The following is a 19,501-nucleotide window of genomic DNA, read 5'->3' as shown; positions in this document are numbered from 1 at the left end:
TTATCCTGCCGTTTTGGGAATGTTGCCAGATGGCTAATTTTTTTCAAGCTAGGTTATTGATACGGCAATATAGGCTGCCGCAACCATAATGATCTCTAGGAAGACAATAGGACGAAGTGTCTTTAAGTAATCAGCCTTAAAGTAATCCAGTGTTACCAATAAACAGAGGTGCGTAGGAGACAGCATATGCCCTGCCGTACCCATGACAAAACAAAGCATCGCCAAATTAAGATCATTGGGAGACAAAACGGCAATGAAGGGAAAGGTGATGGCCACAAAACCCTGTGATGTACCTAATAAGAGGCCCGATACAAAGGCAATAGCTCCAATAACAACTGCGTTTGATACATCCATGCTGTTAAGGAGTACGGCAATATCCTTTATTAAACCACTTGGCCGCAGGATATTTTGGAAAAACAGAATACCAACAATGCCCCATAAGAGTTTGCGGTCAAAGGCGTGAATGAGCATGGCGCGGATATCGCTTACATTCTGTCTCAGGATAAATACCATAGTTGCAACAACTATTGCCATGGAAACAGAGGCGGGAAGTTTGAAAAAGACAACAAGTGAAAAGTTTGCCAGGATGGGGCCTGTAGCTAGTGCAATGTGATGATAGCCGCCCACAGTGGTATCTGGATTATCGTCACTAGGAATGGCGTTTTGTTTTTTAAGCGGTGAAATAAAAAGCAGCCAGCCGATAAGAATGGAGAGCACTGTAACCCAAGACATATGAGCAATCAGGGCACTGAGTGGGATGTCTGACAGCTGACTGGCCAGCAGCATACCGGTAAAAATTGGGTTGGTACACTCCCAGACATGACGGAACCAATAGTTGATGGCTGTCTTGCTTTCAGCTGCCAGGATAAAGGGTTTACTGGCGTTCTCCACCAATGGTGCGGAAAATATAGCCCCGCCTAGGGAGGGTAAAAAACCAAGAAAAGCAGGCATCAGCGGCAGTAAGATTCGTTCGCTGCGGAGCAGCTTGCGGGCAGCCGCCATCAAGCCGTCAATAGTCCCGCTGGTGCGAAGCTGGTATTCAAGGCACATAACAAAATATAAAGCCAACAGGATCTCCCAGGTGCTATAGCTAGTAATGGTGGTGATCACAGCAGTGCGCAAATACTGCAAATTAAGACCTGTGAGAAGAAATAATGTGGCTGAGCCAGCAAACATTGCGTTACCCATTTTCACTTTGCGGTTGAGCAGAAAAACAATAACGGCAAGTGTGATAAGTATTTTGAGTACAGCTAGCATGTGCTACAACTCCATTCGTAAAGGGTAGGACTTGAGGCTCGGCGCAAGCCGTGTTTTCTTTATAATCATACCTGCTTATTCGAAGGAATACCATACCTAAAAATAGCTATTTTTGGTATTCTAACTTGTGTTGAGGAGAAGCGTGGTTATAATATATAGTTAGTAGCTCGAACAAACACAGATGATCTTTGTTTGTAAACGAAAGGACGGTGAACCATGAATTACTTACTAGCGCCGTTAACGGCTGGGGCGTATGTTATCGCTGTTGAAGATGCCCACACCTGGGATGTAACATCATATACCAACCTATATGTATTACAGCGGAACGGGCAAACAATCTTAATTGATGCAGGGCTTAAGGCATATCAGCCAGCCATTATTGAAGCGTTGTCAACAATCGGTATAGAGCCTGATATGGTTACCCATGTACTCTTAACTCATGGCCATCATGATCACGCCGAAGGGTCAGACCTGTTTAAGAATGCCAGGAAATTTGTACATAGTGCTGACTGGCCGATGCTGGCAGTGCCGCTCTGCGAACAGTTTACGCGATATACACCGCTTGCGGACAAGTCAAAACTGGTGGCAGAGGGGTTGAACGAGCTGGAAATCATGCTTGTCAACACGCATTCACCTGGCTCTGTCGCCATCTTTGACCACATATCAAAAGCCTTGTTTGTTGGTGATTTTTTCTGCTACTTTGGCGAAGCTCTGCCAGGAGGCGAGCTTGTAGACTACTGTGAATACTGTCGACAAGGATCTTGCCAGTATGTGGCAGGCCAAGCAGAAGACGGCAGTGCAGAGTTTGGTAAGTTTATCGAGGGGCTAAGCAGGCTGATTCCTTTTCAGTCTGAGTTCTTTTGTACCGGACACGGTATTGTGCTCCGAGATGATATTCAGACTTTTGTAAAATCTATGTGGCTAAGCGGAACGCAAAGCCAGCAAGAATAGATTAAAATTAAAAAGGAGAGAAGCAATATGGATTTTAAATTTGCTCATAATAACATCAACGTACTAAACCTGGAAAAAAGTATGGCTTTCTACAACGAGGCACTTAAGCTCACAGAAACCCGGCGCATTGAAAAGCCGAACTTCACTATTGTTTACCTGGGTGATGGCCAGACACCGCATAAACTAGAGCTTACCTGGATTAAAGACCGGAAAGAAGCCTATAAGCTGGGGGAAAACGAGTTTCACCTAGCCTTTACCACCAGTGATTTTGAAAAGGCGTACCAGCATCACAAGGCCATGGGCTGTATTTGTTACGAAAATAAAGAGATGGGGATTTATTTTATCTCAGATCCTGACGGCTATTGGCTGGAGGTTCTCCCTGAGCGGTTTTAGGATAGGATAATACAAATTAGAAAATATAAAAGCCGGAACCCTCGATGAGATAAGGGCTCCGGCTTTGCTTTGCTAAGAGACTTTACTTATTTTGATTTATTGTCTTTCAATGACAGCGCAATTTTAGCGTTTAATTCAATCAATTGTTGAACAGCATCAGGCTTGAATCCATTGGATTGAGCAGTTTCGATTACTTTTAGCCATGAGCTGTCGAGCGGTGCATGGTAGTCGCCGGTAGTCTCATGAAATTTGGCTGTTCTTGAAGATGAAGCTTCTTTGTCAAATGTATGGCCAACAAGCCAGTCAATACTTATTTGGAAGTAAGCTGCAATGCGGCACAGGGTTGCTATATCCGGTTCGCGGCGGTTAACTTCCCAGGAAGCCAAGGTTGAGCGTTCTACTTTTAGGATTGCTGCCAATTCCTCTTGTGTCAATTTATTTCTTAGTAGTTTGATTTTTTCTCCAAGGCTTTCCATAGAATAACACTCCTCACCTTACTGCTTACAATAACGCGATTATGCCCCAGATTCAATTGTTGTGTCTATAAGACATTTTACGGAAGGAAAATTGGAAACAATTGGCGAATAAAGTGTCTCAAAGACACTATTGAGAAAAGGGTCTATAGACAAGGGGGCGTTTTCGGTGAATAGTATTTGTCAAAAGTCAAGGGATAACAAGTCCGCAAAGACTTCCCGCCGGGAGTTAATTGACCGAATTGCTATGGGTGTAGCGCACGAAATTAGAAATCCACTGACTGTCATTAAAGGATATTTGCAGTTGCAAGAAAGAAAATCAGCATACTGTACAGGTGAGTCGTTGGGTATTATCTATCAGGAATTACACCGGATTGAAGCATTAGCGACCAACATTATAGCATTAGCCCAAAACAAAGCCATTAAAAAGTCTCCGGTAAATCTTAATGGCCTGCTTAAAAAGATTTATCCGGTTATTCAAAGTGCTGCGCTCAAAAACGGTATTGTGACTGAACTGTTGCTGGGCGATAACTTGCCTATGCTGGACTTAAATGCAGAGGAGATAGAGCAACTGGTAGTGAATCTGGCTTGTAACGGTATAGAAGCTATGCAGGCTAATGGTAGATTAACCATCGGTGCCGTTCGCAAGTCAAGCAGAGTAATTTTATATATTCAAGATGAAGGCAGCGGCATTCCACCGGAGCAGCTAGAACAAATTTTTGACCCGTTTTATACTACAAAGGAATGCAATACAGGCCTGGGACTTGCTGTGAGCCGCAGTATTGTTGAAAGGCATCACGGCAAAATTAAAATAGTTTCAACTTTGGGGGCAGGAAGTGTATTCAAAATTTTGTTCCCGATTTTAGAGCGGGGACAACATAGTGGCCGCAGATAGAACGAAAAACAGCCTCAGTCCGATGGAATGTTCGAACTAAGGCTGCTTAAACTATTTTTATTGTGCTGCCTGCTTCAGAGTGCAGTTCAACGGGTGGACATACCCCGGTGAAGCAGGTCGCTTTTTATACAAACCAGGTCGAATCAGGTAGAGTTTTAACAATAAACGGCAGCTTAATCTGTGCGATTGTTACACCAGGCTTAAGCCTCTGCTGGTAGAGGTGTTCCTGCCAGCCTTGTTTCATTAGGCGCAGCGTAGGCAGATTAAGCAGTTGCTGGTTACGAAATAGCGAATAACCGAAGTGCTTTTTTTTCATAGCCTCATCAAACTCTGTGATGAGTTGTTCAACAGGGAAATCCACAGTATGGGTCTCCGGTTCAGCTAGGAAAACATACTGCCTGCTTGTTTGGTCAGGGGACATTTGGCACTGGCGTAAGGGTAGGCCCATGGAGGCGGCTATTTCCCGGATACACTGATTGAGGTCAGAGCCTGGGATTTTTTCATCCGCAATATTGGCAATTTCAGTGCTTTTGCTGACAAATTCAATATTGGGGGTATTGCCGGTAAAACCGCCTACTTTAATAAGATCTTGCATGTTGTAGCGGTACAGTCCGGAATAGGTTGTGACGATCAATTCATAGATTTCGCCGTCTTTTAGCTCATGGGCCAAGAGCGGCTCACCGCCTGTGACTGGCAAAAACTCGAAGAAGGCGATGAAGGGCGCCAGGGGAGCACAGGGCTCGTTCGGTTTTAACGGGATATTTATTTTAACCTCGCTGGAGCCATAGCCCACATCCAAATAGGTAACCTTAGGGCCGAGAAGGGGACGAACATCGTCAACATAAGTACCTACAGTGCTTGCCAGCCAGAAGGTGGCGATCATAAGGTGCGGCCAATAGTCTTTGGGAAGAAACGCGCCTCCCTCAGCTTCGAGGATTTGACGGAGTTCGGCAGCCCTTTCCGGTGCAGGATTCAGCTTTTCTTCCAGCAGCTTACGGATATCAGGCGAGATTGGCAGACGCTGGCTGATAGTGCCGGCAGCAATATCGTCAATTAACTCTTGGGCGTGTTTTTGAGCATATTCGGCCAGTACCCGCATGCGCCCGGCATTGTTGCCGACAATGGCCATCATATCTTTATGTAATAGGGCAAACCGCATAATGAGATAATCGACGCTCTCGCTATCAGTAATATCCATGATTTCCGGCGGATAAGCATCAAGTGCTGCCAGGGTAGCATCAGCTTGGGAGCGGGTTATTCCTGAAGCAAAGCCCACCGGAATGCCAGCAGGGGTTACTGAATTGGCAGCAGCGTTAGATAAGGCCAGGAAATGCCCCAATTTTGTTAAGTTAGGAAATAGAGAAAAGGTCACTAAACGCCGGACTGCCGATATGGCTTTTTTGGCTGCAGCTCCAGCGGTACTTTCGGGAATCATTTTTGGTTTATTGGAGGAAGTACCAGAGCTGGTAATAAAGTATTCTGCTTTGCCAGGGAAGAGGATGTTTTCCTCGCCATTGGCCAAGCGCTCGGCGTAGGCCTCATAGTCAGGCCAACTGGAAATGGGGACATGGTTACGGAAATCCTCGATGGATTTGATGGCAGCGAAGTTATGATTTTTGCCGAATTCAGTATTCTGACAGCGGTTGACCATCTCTAATAACACAGTCTGCTGGCTCTCAGGGCAAGAGCTAAACAGTGAACGGACTACTCCAGGTAGTACGGTTTTGGGCAGACTAAGCAGTACTTGAGGCAGTGGTATTGTCTGGGATTCAGCCAGCACCTGCTGAATCCGCCACCGGGCTGCCGGGCGGGATGCCAACTGTGCGGCAATACTGCGTAAAATCATCCCCGGAATATTCATCCCGGTTGCGGCTTCTAGACCTTGGAAACCGGGAAGTGAGTTAGCCTCACCGACGATAAAGCCGTTAGGGCCAAAGAGCAGATCAATGCCGCCGATGTTGAGTCCGAGGGTTTGGGCCACCAGTTCGGCCAGATTCTTGATTTCGTCAGTAAGGGGGTGGGTGCTACCGTGCCCGCCGCCAGATATATTAGATTTAAAACCATCACCAGCGTTTTGACGCATGAAGCAGCCTAAGGCCTTGCCGCCACAAACAAATACCCGCAGGTCTCTGCCCTTGGTGGTAGCAATATACTCTTGAATAAGCACCTCATCCCTAAAACCGCCAGCTTCATAAAGTTCAACTAAGTTTTTGAGCTCACCCAGCGTATTGATCAGCAGAACGCCTTTTCCTTTGCTGCCGCGCAGCACTTTAACCACTAGTGGTAAGCCAAATTCACGTTCAATGGTCTTTAAGTCACTGCCAGGACGCAGTAAGGCTGTTTTAGCGACCGGAATTCCTTTTTGCAACAAAATTTGCGATGTTACTAGCTTGTCACCTGATTTTAGCAAAGCATCGGCAGTATTGATACATAGCACGCCTAAAGCGTCAAGCTGACGCAGGACGGCCAGGTTATAATAGTCTACTTCAGCAAGAAAGGCGGCCAAAGCAAACTCAGGCAGCTGTTTCTTCACACCCTTTACATAGACTGCGCCGCTATTTGTGTTATCCAGTATCAAGTCAATGTCTTTAGGATAAACCAGTTCAATGGTCACGTTGGCTTTGGCTGCCTCATCAGCTGCCCGTTTAATCTCGTGTATTTCGGTATTGTCATGTAATATCCAGCCGTACATGGTATACCTCCTGTAGTTAATAGATGCTTAGATATTGATCTTCGATATAGTCGCGCAATTTCAGGGCTAGCAGGTCATAGAGTTTGACATTGGCAAACTGAAAGCGCTGATGAAAGAGATTAGTATACATTAGCTGCCACTGGCCTTGCTTATTCAGCTGTAAGCCGCTGAAGAAGAATTTGTTTGCTTTTAGCATATTGTCTAAGTCGGCAGGCTGTGGTTTATCGGCAGGGATATTAAGAAGGCAGGTCAGATAGCCGTCCTGCTGCAGTTGAAAGGTTTCTTTTTTCAAGATAGCCGAAAAGTCTTGCCCGAATTCGTCAATATAGATTTCGGCAAACTGAGCTTTTTCATTGGGTGAAACCGTCAGTGTTGTTGGCGTGGCCGGTAGAGTGTTTTCCTCAGCGCACTGTACCGTAGTAGTAAGCGGCGTATTGGCAAAAAGCTCACCGATCATCTCTTTATGTGACAGTGGTGCATAGATTTCGAGCAGCTTGTTCTGTTGATTGGCGGTGAGTATGGCAAAAACCAAGCTTTCCCGATTCCCCTGGTGTTCTTCGATGCCGATGAATTTGGCATGACCATATACTGACAGACGCAGGCCCAGGGGGGCAAATCTGAGGGCAGACATTAGCTGTTGGGAGTAGGTGTGAGTGGTGACTGTTCTGGCATAAAAGAGGGTGTCGTTAAAGGAATTGCCGCCAAAGAGTTTTTTCGATTCTTTCACTAAGAGCAGCATCCCCATACTGGAACGATACTCGGGGTCAATCATGACACCGCCAATTTCGGCAACATGCGGTGAATCGAAAAAGGCGGCTGTGTTGCCAACAATATTGCCTTGCTCATTCTCGGCCACTAGGGCAACAACGCGTTCCTCCTCAAGGGCTTGTTTTAGGCTGTGATCATCATAAAAGTAGCTTTTGGCGTAGGAATAACGGTAGGTGCGATAAACTAGGTTAATTAGGCTGGGGACATGATCCGCGGTAGCGCGGTATACGCGCAGCTTCTGGTTTGCAGGCGAGGCTGCATCGCTTGCTGGGTTAGGTTGTTCACCAGCGAGTATTGGATGAAAATCGACAAGGCGCTTGGTAAAGACGATCAGCCACCCGTCACTGCCGCAGTTAACAAACTGGCAGTTATCTGTAACCTTTTGGACAAGGCTAAGACCTAGGCCGGCAATGGTCGATTCAATGTCGTCTACAGTAAAATCCGGTGTTGACCGGGCGTTAAGCGGCGTGCCATGGTTGCTAAAGCTAAATGTAACGCCGTCCGTTTCAGCCATGCATTTCAAATGAAAAACAGCGTCTTTTTCTGAAGCGGGAAATGCCTCCATAATGTAGGCAAAGATTTCTTCAGCAGCCAGACGTAGCGCAAAAGCCTCTTTTTCGTTTGCGCCAAACGCTTGTCCAGTTTCAGTTACAAAACTGGTGATTAGGTTGAGAAATTCCGATTTATAGGGCAGTGCCAGGGAAACTTCCGGACTGCAGCTAATATCCATAACATATCCTCCATTATGTAACGGCTAAGCAGGATTTTGCCTGTATATGTGCAATAAGAATGGAATGGGCAAAGATGAGTAGAACCTTGAGGTGTGCTATGCAGGATTTTACTAAAGGAAATGAGACAAAACAGATTATTACGTTTACCATTCCGATGTTTATTGGTAGTTTTTTTCAGCAGGTCTATAGTTTGATTGATAGCGTGATTGTCGGCAAATATATCGGGGCCCATGCTCTTGCTGCTGTGGGAACAAGTATGCCAATCATCTTTTTTGTAGTGGTAGTCATGAATGGGTTTGCCTCTGGTATGGCCATTGTTGTTACCCAGCTTTTCGGTGCCAAGCGTATAGTGGAATTGCGCAATACCGTATTTTCTACTTTCTTGGCGCTTATTGCGATGTGCCTTGTCCTATCAGCAGGTGGAGTAGCTGCGGCAAAACCAATACTAACACAACTGCTCAGAGTTCCTGAAACAATTATTGGAGATGCGACAGTCTTTTTGCAGATTTATTTTGGCGGTCTAGTATTTGTTTTTCTTTATAATGCGGTGTCTTTTCTCTTGCGCTCGGTGGGAGACTCCAGGACGCCAGTGTATTTCTTAATCATATCTTCGCTGATTAATGTTGCGTTGGCAGTGCTCTTTGTCAAAGAATGGGGTTTGGGTGTTGCCGGAGCAGCATGGTCAACCTTTATTGCCCAAGGTGTGGCAAGCCTGATGATGATTGTCTATACCTACATAAAGGTGCCTGTCTACCGGATCCAGCTAAGTGAGGTTACCTTTGACAGAATACTGTTATCTATGGCTCTAGCGCAGGGTGTCCCTAACGCCCTCCAGCAAGGATTTCTTGGTATGGGTGGTTTGGCGTTGCAGGGCCTTGTTAACAGCTTTGGCGAGGTTACGATCGCTGCTGTCAGCGTGGCTTTCCGGGTCGAACAGATAGTTAGCCAGATTTCACTAAATCTTAGCCGGGCCATGGGTATTTTTACCGGGCAGAATATAGGCGCAGGCAACATTGACAGGGTAGAAAGAGGGGTAAAGCGTATCCTAATGATGGGGAGCATCCTCGGTGTGCTTTGCAGCGGCCTGGTTATTGTTTTCGGCGAAAGCATTATTGGTATATTCCTCAGTTCAGATACCACTAATATGGCGATGGCAGAGCAAGTTATGCTGCAAGGACAGCAATACCTTGCGGTAACCGGATTCTTCTTTGCCTTTGTGTTTGTTACCAATATTCTTGCGGGTGTCCTCAGAGGCAGTGGTGATGTTATGTTTAGCACTGTTGGTACGCTTGTTATTTTTGTGCTGCGTATTGCGGCCGCCTACATGATGGCTGTGATACCGCAGATTGGTTATCAATGCATCTGGTGGTCGCAGCCGTTCATGTGGGTTCCCGGCACTATCGGCCTCTGGTTGCGCTATAGAAGCGGCATATGGCAGACAAAATCAATTGTCTCCAGACTGGGAAAAGAGAGTTCATAACTTTTTCGCTAGTTGTTTTCTAGTGCTTCTTCCAAAAGTTGAACAATGTCGGCGACTTTGCTGATTTTTGGAATAGCTTCTTCATCCAGCTCAAAGTCAAACGTATCTTCGAAAATTGACACAAGGCTGACAAGGTCGAGAGAACTTAGGCCCAAATCCTTGACCAGGGCCGAATCCATAGTGACTGATTTGGGATCAATTCGCTTATAGGTGGCGATAATATCCCGTACTTGTTCAAACATGTTAATTACCCCCTTTTTTTACTGTAAACCGCTTGATTTTTTTGGTAGTGGTTTTCTCAAACTCAGTATCGCGCAGAATAAAATCGCTTACTTGCTTATATATGGGCAATTTTCGGTTGATTGCTTCAATATCAGCAGTCAGCTTTTGCTTAAATGCGTCTTCAGTCATACTTATTCGGACGTCTTGGTCTGGATAAATTTCGGCTAAGAGAGCCAGTTCATCCCCAGTGGCTGTTTCTTTGGCGTAAACTACTAGTTCCTTGATATAGGAGATAGCTTGAAAATATCCTTCAATTTCTTCAGGAGAAACATTTTTCCCGTTCTTTAAGACAATCAGGTTCTTTATTCTGCCGCTAATATACAGGAAATTGTCACTGTCCAAGTGCCCTAAATCACCTGTTCTAAACCAATCACCAGTGAAGGTTTCGGCAGTAGCTGCTTGATTATTATAGTAGCCAAGCATGACATTAGGGCCCTTAACCAGTATTTCCCCGTCGCCTTTTTCGTCTGGGTCATCAATCCTAACCTGGCAGCAGGAGGCGATTCTGCCCACAGAATCAGCTTTGACCTGCCGGTCGATGTTGGTGGCAACAAGCGGTGAGCATTCGGTTATGCCATAGCCTTGGATTAGTTTAATTCCGAAAGCATTAAACTCTTTAACCAGCGTGGGGGGCGAGTAGGCTCCGCCATAAAAGATAACAGCAAGCCGTCCGCCAAAGGCAGCAAGTACTTCGGCAAATAGCTTGCGTCTTACATCAATTCCCAGTTTCAGCAGCAAGTTGCTTAGTGTAAGCAGCAAGGCTAACGTCCTGGCTTTTCCTTTGCGTTCGGCCTCAAACCAGATTTGCTTAAGCATAGTTTCGAGGACTAGCGGCACAGCCACAAGCATTGTTGGTTGAAAGAGACGGAAGTTCTTGGACAGGTTTTTCAGGCTGTCATTGATGCAAATGGTCACGCCGAACAGCATGGAGCAAAGTATGCCCATGCCAAACTCAAAGGTATGATGAATGGGTAAAATAGAGAGGGCAATGTGGTTGCTGTCAAGCTGGATTGCAGCAGCTCCAGCTAGTGTGCTGCTCATAATGTTTCTATGGCTGAGCATAACGCCTTTGCTGGTACCGGTTGTTCCAGAGGTAAACAGGATGGCCGCCATCGTATCAGGGCCAATGAGGGCAGGCTTACTGCTGGAGATGTTACCCCAGTATCTTTTGATGTTTTGCCAAAAGGACAAGATATTGCCGTCATCATCTCGATGGTGCATAGCGATGAAATACTTGATTCCAGGAACCTGGCTGGCGATTTCGCTGATATGTTTTTCCAGATGCTTATCAAAAAATAAACACATGGCCTGACTTCTGGCCAACAAGTCACAGATTCCGTCAAGTGGCAATTCCTTATCGATAGGTACAATGACACTACCAGCGTTTACAGAGCCTAAATACGTCACAATCCACTCGTAGCTTGTTGCACCGACAACGGCGATGTGTTTGCCATCAGCGTCTAGGTGGCGCATCATGTCGCCAAAAGACATTGTGTCTCGATGTAGATCTTGGTATGAATAGCTAATGACAGCTTTACCATCTTTTAATTTAAAGGCTGTCTTATCACCGTACTTGCTGGCGCAGTAACTAACTAAATCTTGTAAGGTTGCTAGCTCTGGGACATCATAAAAAGGCGATTGACTCATAGTTGACTTCCTCGCAAATTATATAAATCTAATGGGTTCATTGTATCATACTGGAAATATTTTCATCAACATGAAAAAAATGAGAAATGGTGTCAATTTAAAGAAAAAATAAAAACCGGAACCCTCGATGATTAGGGTACCGGCTTTGCTTTTGCTAGGACTAATATGTCTCGACAAACACCTCGAAGTGTCCTTGTGGATGAACGCAGGCAGGGCAGAGTTCAGGAGCGCTGTCGCCTGTGTGAATATAACCACAGTTATTACATTTCCACTCAACTGTAGTGTTTTTTTGGTATACAGTATTGTTCACGAGATTATCATGCAGCTTTCTGTATCTGGCTTCGTGGTGTTTTTCTACCTCGGCAATTTTTCTGAAGGCAGTAGCAACCGCTGGGAAACCTTCCTGGTCAGCAACATCGGCAAAGTGCGGATATAGCTCAGCCCATTCTTCGTTTTCGCCCTTCGCTGCCGCTAAGAGGTTGGCTTTGGTGTCGCCCCAAGCTACAGGATAGTCAGCGTGAATATTGACCATTTCTCCTTGTAAGTCCTCCAGCAGAAATTTAAAGAAACGTTTAGCATGTTCTTTCTCGTTGTCAGCTGTTTCGGTGAACAGGTTGGAGATTTGCACATAACCTTCTTTTTTTGCTGTGGAAGCATAATAGGTGTAACGGGTTCTAGCCTGTGATTCACCGGCAAATGCTTTCATCAAGTTTTCGGCAGTTTTAGTTCCTTTTAAAGATTTCATACGAGTCGCTCCCTCTCTTATAAAAATTTTTGAATTAGCAAATTGGCCGGAATATATTTTTCCGGCAACTGTTTCCAATCTAATAATTACTACAAAAACCAAGAAAATCCTGCTTGATTTTTTAAACTTGTCCAAGAAAACCGTAGTTGTCTAATTGAGAGTTGGTCTGTCAATGTAAAAATTGGCAGGTCTTTTTTATGTCAGGACGAATGTATTATCTATGTGAGGTGGTATCTTTGAAACTTATTGCTATTGACTTGGATGGTACTTTGTTAGGTCGTCAGGACCAAATTAGCCGGAAAAATGCAACAGCCATTAAACGCGCCCAGGCACTGGGGGTAGAAGTAGCTATTGCCACTGGGAGAACATATCGTGAGGCTGTTGACTTTTGTCGGCAGGCAGGTATTACAGCTCATGTAATTAGTTCAAACGGAGCGTTAGTTCACTCTCAGGCAGGTCGCAAGCTATTAGCGGTAACGATTGATAAACAAACAACAGCGCATATTGTTAGCTGGCTCGAAGAGAACCGGTATTACTATGAAGTGTCAGCTGAAGGGGCTATTTGGAGCCCGGAGTATGGACGGCAGTGGCTAGAGCAGGAAATACAACAGTTTGAGCAGAGCAATCCCCTGCAGGATTTATCCCAGCTTCGGTCTGAAGCCGGAAAAATTTACCGATCCATCAAGCTGGTTGACCGGTATCAACAGATATTGGAAAAGAATGATAGCTACTATAAGGTGTATGTCTTTGCTGCAAATGCCATGCGGGTAAAGGCTGGCTATGCCAAGTTCGGCGATAGTGAGGATTTGACTGTGGTTTCCTCAATGGATCATAATTTTGAACTTATGAATCGGGCGGCCAGCAAAGGAAATGGTTTGAAAACCCTGGCCGAGACGCTGGGGATTTCGGTGGACAGGGCTGTGGCTATCGGGGACAGCTATAATGATGTGTCAATGTTTGAAGCAGCAGGGTTTAGTGTGGCCATGGGCAATGCTCGGGCTGATATCAAAAAAAATTGCAACATGGTAACAGACACAAATGAAAACCATGGTGTGGCTAATGCGGTAGAACACCTGATGCAGTTGTATTATGGCTGAGGTATAGGCCCTTTTGGCAGTGGAATTTTACGAATAAATAAAATATTATAAAATTAATATTGATTTGGCAGAAATTGGTGTTATAATGAATGTAGTGGTATATACAACATGACAACATGTAAACATAACAACTGCAATGGAGTGACGTGCATGAAAAAAATAGATAAAGATTCACCAATACCATTATATTATCAGTTAAAAGATATCATCTGCGAGATGATTGAAGATGACGAATTACAGCCTGATGACCCCATCCCTTCTGAGCGAGAGTTGTGCGAGCAGCATGACATCAGCCGGATGACAGTCAACAAGGCGATTACCAGTCTGGTAACCGAAGGTATACTGTATCGAGAGCAGGGGAAAGGCACGTTCGTTGCCAAGGGCAAGGAAAAGCATTCGCTATCCAGCCTGCTCGGTTTTACCGAAGAAATGCAGCAGCGAGGTCTGGACGTATTTACTAAGCAGATTTCCTTCCGTAAAAAAATGGCCACTAAGTGGCTGCAACAGGAGCTGGCTTTAGACAAAGACCAGGAGGTATTTGAAATCATCCGGTTACGCTATGTGTCTGGCCAACCGTTCGCGCTCGAAACCGCCTATCTTCCCGTTTTCTTGTGCAAACAGCTGACCGCCGAAAAGCTTGAAGGTAAATCACTCTATGAGGTGCTAAACCGGGAATTCGGTATACAGATGGACTATGCCTATCAGACAATAGAACCTGTAGCTGTCAATGATTATGAAAGTGAACTGCTGGAAGTTAAGCAGGGGGCCTTGGCGCTTTTGTTTTCTCGCCGGACTTATCTCAAAAGTAATGTCCCGATGGAGGTCACTAAGGCCATTTACCGGGGCGATAGATACAAGTTTGAAATCACCTTGCGTCGGTAGTGGCATGCGGAATAACCCGTGTGACAAATAGAACTACAACAGGAGGTACATAGGTAATGGATGGTTGGTTTGGAAAACTCCAAAAGATCGGCAAGGCACTCATGCTGCCTGTTGCCGTACTGCCAGCAGCAGCCCTGCTCCTCAGGTTTGGTGCTAACGATGTCCTCAATATCCCGTTTGTCATGAAGGCTGGGGCGGCGGTTTTTGACAATCTGGCGCTGCTATTTGCTATCGGTATTGCAGTAGGTATCGCTCATGACAACAATGGTGCTGCCGGTTTGGCCGGTAGTGTAGGTTACCTTGTTCTTACTAATGGAGTAAAAGCCATTGACCCTAGACTCAATATGAGTGTACTAGCCGGTATTATTAGTGGTTTGTTAGCAGGGTATCTTTATAATCGGTTCTATAATATCAAATTACCCGAGTTTCTTGGCTTTTTTGGGGGGCGCCGCTTTATCCCCATTGTGACGGCAGGTTCAGCTATTGTATTGGCCGGCGTCTTCGGGGTTATCTGGGCGCCGCTGCAGAATATGATTCATGCCATCGGCGAGTGGATTATCGGTGCTGGAGCAGTAGGTGCGTTTATTTTCGGGGTATGTAACCGGTTACTTATTCCCTTTGGCCTTCATCATATTCTTAATAGCTTTATTTGGTTTGTCTTTGGCAATTATACCGATAAGGCCGGTAAAGTGGTAACAGGCGATCTTAACCGCTTTTTTGCCGGCGACCCGACAGCTGGCAACTTTATGGCCGGGTTCTACCTGATATTCATGTTTGCCTTGCCAGCAGTGGCGTTTGCCATTTACCGCTGTGCTAAACCACAAAATCGTAAGGGTATTGGTGGTGTGTTGTTCTCGGTGGCGTTTACCGCTTTTCTAACAGGGATTACCGAGCCAATTGAATTCATGTTTATGTTTCTGGCACCCATGCTGTATTTCTTCCATGCCATCCTCACAGGCGTGGCTATGGCAGTCTGCTATTCGTTTGGCATTTTACACGGCTTCGGCTTTTCGGCTGGTTTAATTGACTATTTGCTTAACTGGAAACTAGCGACAAGTCCGGGCATGATTATTCCTGTGGGCTTGGTGTTTGCCGGCGTCTATTATGGTGTCTTCTCTTGGGCCATCCAAAAGTATGATATCATGACTCCAGGACGGTACGACGAGAGTGAAGAGGCTGTTTTGCAAAACGCCGATCTTGGCACATTCCCAGCAGTGCTGCTTGCTAAGTTAGGCGGTAGTGCCAATGTCGAAAGTCTGGATTCCTGCATCACCCGTTTGCGGTTGACGGTGAAAAATGCTGATATCATTCAGGAAACCGAACTCAAAGCATTAGGCGTCAGTGGCATGATTCGCAAAGGCAACAGCCTGCAGGTTATAGTTGGCACCAAAGCCGAGATCATTGCTGACGAAATCAAGAAACTACTTGCCTCGAATAAAAATATCAATATGTAGTTGAAAATTCGGGAGCTGACCGGCTCCCCATTTTCAACTTCTTTGGGGGAATACAGGTATAATGCGGCAGTCGATTCCAGCAATAAAAGAGATAGACGAGATGTCGACAATCGAGCTGATAGAATTGTTTAACAGCGAGGATAAAAAGGTTGCAATAGCAGTAGAGGCCAGCATCGGCTCTATTGTCAAGGCGGTTGAGGCGGTTGCAGAGGCGCTTGCTGCAGGCGGACGGATGATCTATATCGGTTCAGGCACTGCAGGGAAGATTGGCGTCATGGACGCGTCCGAATGTCCGCCGACCTTTGGCGTGGCTGATGATTTAATATCAGCGGTCATCTCGGGGGGCGCACCGGCTGTTGCTGGCTGGTGTGAAGATACAGAAGACAATGAAAGCATGGCTGTGCGGGATATCGCGGCTAAAGGGGTATCGGCACAGGATGTTGTCGTCGGTATTAGCGCCAGCGGCAGCACGCCCTATGTATTGGCAGCTGTAAAATTTGCAAGAGAACAGAGGGCCAAGACAATTGGTGTCTGTTGCTTTCCCCAGGGTGAGCTCGCTGCTGTAGTTGATATACCCATAATAGTGGATGTTGGCCCTGAAGTTATTCAGGGTTCGACAAGGCTTAAGGCTGGCACGGCGCAGAAGATGGTGATTAATATGTTTTCCTCGTGTGCCATGATTAAGCTGGGAAAAACCTACGGCAGTCTAATGGTGAATGTCAAGCCAATAAACGCCAAACTGAAACAGAGAGTGCTTGACATTATCCAAGACGCGGCTGGGTGTAGTGCCGAGTCGGCGCGGCAGGCGCTGGCACAAACAGACGGGAACACAAAAGCAGCTATCTTGATGCTGCTTACCGGACTGGAGCCTGCTGAAGCCATAGAGCTTATCGAGAAACATAAGGGCTATTTAAAAAAAGCGATAAAGGACGATCAGCTTGAAAGCCATTTATAATGCAAAAATCATCACAACGCTAGGCGTGCTTGAAAAGCACGCAGTGGTTTATTCTGATAAAATTATTGCTGTTGTTCCCGACACGGCGCTTGCCGCCTACACGCTGACAGACAGGATGAATGCTGGCGGGCATTATCTAGCCCCGGGTTTCATAGATTTGCACATTCACGGCTGTGCCGGAGCCGACACCATGGATGAAGCGGGAAATACTCTTGAAGTTATGAGTCAAAATCTGCCGCAGACTGGTGTGACAGCCTTTTTGCCAACAACCATGACGATGAAGTTCGAGCTTGTGACAGCGGCGCTTGAACGAGTCAGAGCCAAAATGGGACATTGCCCTGGCGCTGAGATTTTAGGTTGCCATTTTGAAGGGCCGTTTATCAATGCCGACTACAAAGGGGCGCAGGATGCACAATATATCACAACTCCGAGTTTTACGAAGATTGCAGATTTTGCCGATGTCATAAAAATCGCCACAATTGCACCAGAACTGCCAGGCAGTCTTGCTTTTATTCGTGAGGCGGTAGAGAACAACATTGTTGTGTCTATTGGTCATAGTGCCGCAACCTACGAGCAGGCGTTAGCGGCTATTGCCGCCGGAACATCTCATGTAACCCATATGTTTAATGCGATAGCAAGCTCCAATCACCGCCGTCCGGGGGTACTTGGGGCCATCCTTGACAGTGGTGTCACGTGCGAATTGATTGCCGATAATATCCATGTTCATCCTGCCAGTCAGCGTTTGCTTTACCGGCTGACAGGTGGTGAGCGGCTGATCTTAATTACCGACGCCATGCGGGCCTGCCTCATGCCTGATGGGTACTACGAATTAGGCGGGCAGCTGGTCAATGTAGCTGACAGCACAGCCCAGCTAGATAATGGTGTTATTGCCGGTAGTGTGCTGACGCTTGACAAAGCTGTGGCCAACTTTAGGAAGACGTCTGGGTTAGCGCTGCATGAGGTTGTCAATATGGTGACAATAAATCCTGCCCGCAAACTAAGGCTTGAAAATTGTAAAGGCAGTATTGTGCCAGGGAACCAGGCTGATATGGTCATTTTTGACGAAGCTATTACCATACTTGAGACCATTATAAAAGGTAGGACTGTTTACCGGAGGTGGACGCATGCGGATTGTGATTGCCAGAGGGTATGAGGATATGAGTATGCGGGCTGCCATGATTGTCGCCGGGCAGGTATGTCTTAAACCTGACAGTGTGCTGGGTCTGGCAACTGGCAGTACACCCTTGCTGATGTATAATAAACTGGTTGAGATGCACCACAAGGCCGGACTGGACTTTTCTAATGTCATTTCGTTCAACCTTGATGAATACCTGGGGTTGGCTAAAGAAGATCAAAACAGCTATCACTGGTATATGTACCACAATTTTTTTAATCATATTAATATTGCCAGTGGCAACATTCACATCCCAAACGGCATGACGCAGGATATTGACCAGGAATGCCGCCGTTATGACCGGGAGATTCGGCAATGTGGCGGGATTGACTTGCAGATTCTGGGGATTGGCACAAATGGCCATATCGGATTTAATGAGCCTGACATAAAATTTGAGGCGACAACTCACAAGGTAAAGTTAGACCAGGAAACAGTTAGTGCTAATGCCCGGTTTTTTGCTGATATTAGTGAAGTGCCGCGCTTTGCTATCAGCATGGGTATTAAGACCATTATGCATGCCAAAAAGATACTTCTTTTGGCCAATGGCGAGAGCAAAGCAGATGCTATATACCGGGCAATGTATCAGGGGATTACACCGGAAACACCAGCATCTATTCTGCAGTTGCATCAAGATGTTACCGTCATTGTCGAGGAAAGTGCTTCAAAATATATCAGGGAGACGATTGCATGAGCATTGCCAGAATCCTGGATTTACGGCCTGAGGAATTAGTTAAGGTGACAGCTAGAGACCTGCTGGCGGCAATTAGGGCAGCCGAGGGGCGGACAATTCTTGCTGAGGTTATTTGCCCGGTAATGCCCATTCTTTACGATGTCGGTAACGCCGAACTTGTGGCAGCGATGGGCGCTGATATTATTTTACTTAACCTTTATAATGCACAGCAACCGGCTGTGTTCGGGCTCTCGCCGGTGACAGGGCAGAGCGTTATTGACGCAGTCAAAGGTCTGATAGGACGCCCGGTAGGGGTTAACCTAGAAGCTGTTGACTGGGACAGTGATGTGCAGGGAGAACGGGTTAAGGTAGAGCGAGGCAGGCTGGCTACACCGGAGAATGCCCGGCTGGCCTATGAACAGGGTGCCTGTATGATAACAGTGACTGGCAATCCTGGGACAGGGGTAACTAACAGCCAGATTAAACAAGCGGTAACACAGATTCGCGCTGAGTTAGGTGAGAACATTATTATTACCGCAGGTAAAATGCATGCAGCCGGAGTCGGCGGCGGGGCGGGAGACATTTTTTTGAGTCAAGCCGAAGTGGGCGGCTTTCTGTCAGCAGGGGCAGACATTATCCTGATACCAGCACCTGGAACAATACCTGGAATAACGGTAGATAGTGCCAGGGAGGTGGCTGCCTATGTGCACGGTCATGGTGGACTTGTTATGACCGCAGTGGGCACATCACAAGAAGGCGCAGATACGCAGACCATCAGGACAATTGCCCTCAACGCCAAAATGGCTGGTGCTGACATCCATCATATTGGCGACTCTGGCTATATGGGGATAGCCGTACCAGAAAATATTATGAACTACTCGATTGCCGTGCGCGGGCGTAGGCATACTTTCCGGCGTATGGCCATGCGGGTATAGCTTACTAGTGGGTGGGAAAA

Annotated in this window: 18 protein-coding genes; 11 read left to right on the top strand and 7 right to left on the bottom strand. The window is 46.3% G+C overall.

Translation table 11 applies throughout. The annotated features are described in order from the left end of the window. Positions 1–48: 48 nt before the first annotated feature. Positions 49–1,257, bottom strand: coding sequence for a DUF401 family protein (locus B9A22_RS05990; RefSeq protein WP_084574803.1), 1,209 nt, complete (start codon positions 1,255–1,257; stop codon positions 49–51). 216 nt (positions 1,258–1,473) lie between these two features. Between B9A22_RS05990 and B9A22_RS05985 the strand changes: the two genes are divergently transcribed. Beyond that, the gene (locus tag B9A22_RS05985; protein WP_084574802.1) at positions 1,474–2,208 is read left to right on the top strand and encodes an MBL fold metallo-hydrolase; all 735 of its coding nucleotides are present in this window, start codon (positions 1,474–1,476) and stop codon (positions 2,206–2,208) included. Positions 2,209–2,235: 27 nt separating this feature from the next. Then, entirely contained in the window at positions 2,236–2,601 is a 366-nt protein-coding gene (locus tag B9A22_RS05980; RefSeq protein ID WP_084574801.1) for a VOC family protein, read from the top strand. Between the two features lie 86 nt (positions 2,602–2,687). Here the strand turns inward: B9A22_RS05980 and B9A22_RS05975 are convergent, their stop codons facing one another. Next, positions 2,688–3,077 (bottom strand): helix-turn-helix domain-containing protein, encoded by a 390-nt coding sequence (locus tag B9A22_RS05975; protein WP_084574800.1) that lies wholly within the window; start codon positions 3,075–3,077, stop codon positions 2,688–2,690. 166 nt (positions 3,078–3,243) lie between these two features. On the opposite strand from B9A22_RS05975, the gene B9A22_RS05970 reads away from it, so the two are divergent. After that, on the top strand, positions 3,244–3,969 hold the full coding sequence (locus B9A22_RS05970; protein WP_084574799.1) for a two-component system sensor histidine kinase NtrB: 726 nt from the start codon (positions 3,244–3,246) through the stop codon (positions 3,967–3,969). A gap of 124 nt (positions 3,970–4,093) precedes the next feature. Here the strand turns inward: B9A22_RS05970 and B9A22_RS05965 are convergent, their stop codons facing one another. Both B9A22_RS05965 and B9A22_RS05960 read right to left on the bottom strand, forming a co-directional pair. Beyond that, positions 4,094–6,661, bottom strand: a complete 2,568-nt coding sequence (locus B9A22_RS05965; protein ID WP_084574798.1) for a RimK family alpha-L-glutamate ligase — start codon at positions 6,659–6,661, stop codon at positions 4,094–4,096. Between the two features lie 16 nt (positions 6,662–6,677). Further along, complete coding sequence (locus B9A22_RS05960; protein WP_084574797.1) at positions 6,678–8,159, bottom strand: ATP-binding protein; 1,482 nt, start codon at positions 8,157–8,159, stop codon at positions 6,678–6,680. 59 nt (positions 8,160–8,218) lie between these two features. Between B9A22_RS05960 and B9A22_RS05955 the strand changes: the two genes are divergently transcribed. Then, a complete protein-coding gene (locus B9A22_RS05955) occupies positions 8,219–9,640 on the top strand; it encodes an MATE family efflux transporter (RefSeq protein WP_084574796.1) in 1,422 nt (473 codons plus the stop codon). An 8-nt stretch (positions 9,641–9,648) separates the two neighbouring features. Here the strand turns inward: B9A22_RS05955 and B9A22_RS05950 are convergent, their stop codons facing one another. From B9A22_RS05950 to rbr, 3 genes are all read right to left on the bottom strand, one after another. Further along, on the bottom strand, positions 9,649–9,882 hold the full coding sequence (locus B9A22_RS05950) for an acyl carrier protein (protein ID WP_084574795.1): 234 nt from the start codon (positions 9,880–9,882) through the stop codon (positions 9,649–9,651). A gap of 1 nt (position 9,883) precedes the next feature. Next, positions 9,884–11,569 carry an AMP-dependent synthetase/ligase gene (locus B9A22_RS05945; RefSeq protein WP_084574794.1) on the bottom strand — a complete coding sequence of 562 codons (1,686 nt, stop codon included), beginning with the start codon at positions 11,567–11,569 and terminating at the stop codon, positions 9,884–9,886. A 160-nt stretch (positions 11,570–11,729) separates the two neighbouring features. Continuing rightward, entirely contained in the window at positions 11,730–12,314 is a 585-nt protein-coding gene (rbr, locus tag B9A22_RS05940) for a rubrerythrin (RefSeq protein ID WP_084574934.1), read from the bottom strand. A 197-nt stretch (positions 12,315–12,511) separates the two neighbouring features. Between rbr and B9A22_RS05935 the strand changes: the two genes are divergently transcribed. The 7 genes from B9A22_RS05935 (at position 12,512) to B9A22_RS05905 (ending at position 19,481) form a co-directional block, all read left to right on the top strand. Next, positions 12,512–13,411, top strand: a complete 900-nt coding sequence (locus B9A22_RS05935; RefSeq protein WP_084574793.1) for a Cof-type HAD-IIB family hydrolase — start codon at positions 12,512–12,514, stop codon at positions 13,409–13,411. Positions 13,412–13,561: 150 nt separating this feature from the next. Next, positions 13,562–14,293: a GntR family transcriptional regulator gene (locus B9A22_RS05930; protein WP_084574792.1), complete on the top strand. Its 732-nt coding sequence runs from the start codon at positions 13,562–13,564 to the stop codon at positions 14,291–14,293. A gap of 56 nt (positions 14,294–14,349) precedes the next feature. Further along, a complete protein-coding gene (gene nagE / locus B9A22_RS05925) occupies positions 14,350–15,747 on the top strand; it encodes an N-acetylglucosamine-specific PTS transporter subunit IIBC (RefSeq protein ID WP_084574791.1) in 1,398 nt (465 codons plus the stop codon). A 61-nt stretch (positions 15,748–15,808) separates the two neighbouring features. After that, the gene (gene murQ, locus B9A22_RS05920; protein ID WP_084574790.1) at positions 15,809–16,702 is read left to right on the top strand and encodes an N-acetylmuramic acid 6-phosphate etherase; all 894 of its coding nucleotides are present in this window, start codon (positions 15,809–15,811) and stop codon (positions 16,700–16,702) included. Next, positions 16,686–17,855, top strand: coding sequence for an N-acetylglucosamine-6-phosphate deacetylase (nagA, locus tag B9A22_RS05915; protein ID WP_084574789.1), 1,170 nt, complete (start codon positions 16,686–16,688; stop codon positions 17,853–17,855). The genes murQ and nagA overlap by 17 nt, the downstream gene beginning before the upstream one ends. Beyond that, positions 17,827–18,567 (top strand): glucosamine-6-phosphate deaminase, encoded by a 741-nt coding sequence (nagB, locus tag B9A22_RS05910; protein WP_084574788.1) that lies wholly within the window; start codon positions 17,827–17,829, stop codon positions 18,565–18,567. Before nagA ends, nagB begins: the two co-directional genes overlap by 29 nt. Continuing rightward, positions 18,564–19,481, top strand: a complete 918-nt coding sequence (locus tag B9A22_RS05905; RefSeq protein WP_139796184.1) for a DUF7916 family protein — start codon at positions 18,564–18,566, stop codon at positions 19,479–19,481. The genes nagB and B9A22_RS05905 overlap by 4 nt, the downstream gene beginning before the upstream one ends. Positions 19,482–19,501 lie beyond the last annotated feature (20 nt).

This window comes from Sporomusa malonica (assembly GCF_900176355.1).
In the GTDB taxonomy this organism is placed as follows: Bacteria; Bacillota; Negativicutes; order Sporomusales; family Sporomusaceae; genus Sporomusa; species Sporomusa malonica.
Note: the sequence above shows the minus strand (reverse complement) of the source record. Positions and strands in the feature narration are given on the sequence as shown.

Excerpts from the sequence above, each read along its gene's own strand:
- B9A22_RS05990 (WP_084574803.1), bottom strand. The coding sequence starts at position 1,257 with ATGCTAGCTGTACTCAAAATACTTATCACACTTGCCGTTATTGTTTTT.
- B9A22_RS05985 (WP_084574802.1), top strand. The coding sequence starts at position 1,474 with ATGAATTACTTACTAGCGCCGTTAACGGCTGGGGCGTATGTTATCGCT.
- B9A22_RS05980 (WP_084574801.1), top strand. The coding sequence starts at position 2,236 with ATGGATTTTAAATTTGCTCATAATAACATCAACGTACTAAACCTGGAA.
- B9A22_RS05975 (WP_084574800.1), bottom strand. The coding sequence starts at position 3,077 with ATGGAAAGCCTTGGAGAAAAAATCAAACTACTAAGAAATAAATTGACA.
- B9A22_RS05965 (WP_084574798.1), bottom strand. The coding sequence starts at position 6,661 with ATGTACGGCTGGATATTACATGACAATACCGAAATACACGAGATTAAA.
- B9A22_RS05960 (WP_084574797.1), bottom strand. The coding sequence starts at position 8,159 with ATGGATATTAGCTGCAGTCCGGAAGTTTCCCTGGCACTGCCCTATAAA.
- B9A22_RS05955 (WP_084574796.1), top strand. The coding sequence starts at position 8,219 with ATGGAATGGGCAAAGATGAGTAGAACCTTGAGGTGTGCTATGCAGGAT.
- B9A22_RS05950 (WP_084574795.1), bottom strand. The coding sequence starts at position 9,882 with ATGTTTGAACAAGTACGGGATATTATCGCCACCTATAAGCGAATTGAT.
- B9A22_RS05945 (WP_084574794.1), bottom strand. The coding sequence starts at position 11,569 with ATGAGTCAATCGCCTTTTTATGATGTCCCAGAGCTAGCAACCTTACAA.
- rbr (WP_084574934.1), bottom strand. The coding sequence starts at position 12,314 with ATGAAATCTTTAAAAGGAACTAAAACTGCCGAAAACTTGATGAAAGCA.
- B9A22_RS05935 (WP_084574793.1), top strand. The coding sequence starts at position 12,512 with ATGTCAGGACGAATGTATTATCTATGTGAGGTGGTATCTTTGAAACTT.
- B9A22_RS05930 (WP_084574792.1), top strand. The coding sequence starts at position 13,562 with ATGAAAAAAATAGATAAAGATTCACCAATACCATTATATTATCAGTTA.
- nagE (WP_084574791.1), top strand. The coding sequence starts at position 14,350 with ATGGATGGTTGGTTTGGAAAACTCCAAAAGATCGGCAAGGCACTCATG.
- murQ (WP_084574790.1), top strand. The coding sequence starts at position 15,809 with ATGCGGCAGTCGATTCCAGCAATAAAAGAGATAGACGAGATGTCGACA.
- nagB (WP_084574788.1), top strand. The coding sequence starts at position 17,827 with ATGCGGATTGTGATTGCCAGAGGGTATGAGGATATGAGTATGCGGGCT.
- B9A22_RS05905 (WP_139796184.1), top strand. The coding sequence starts at position 18,564 with ATGAGCATTGCCAGAATCCTGGATTTACGGCCTGAGGAATTAGTTAAG.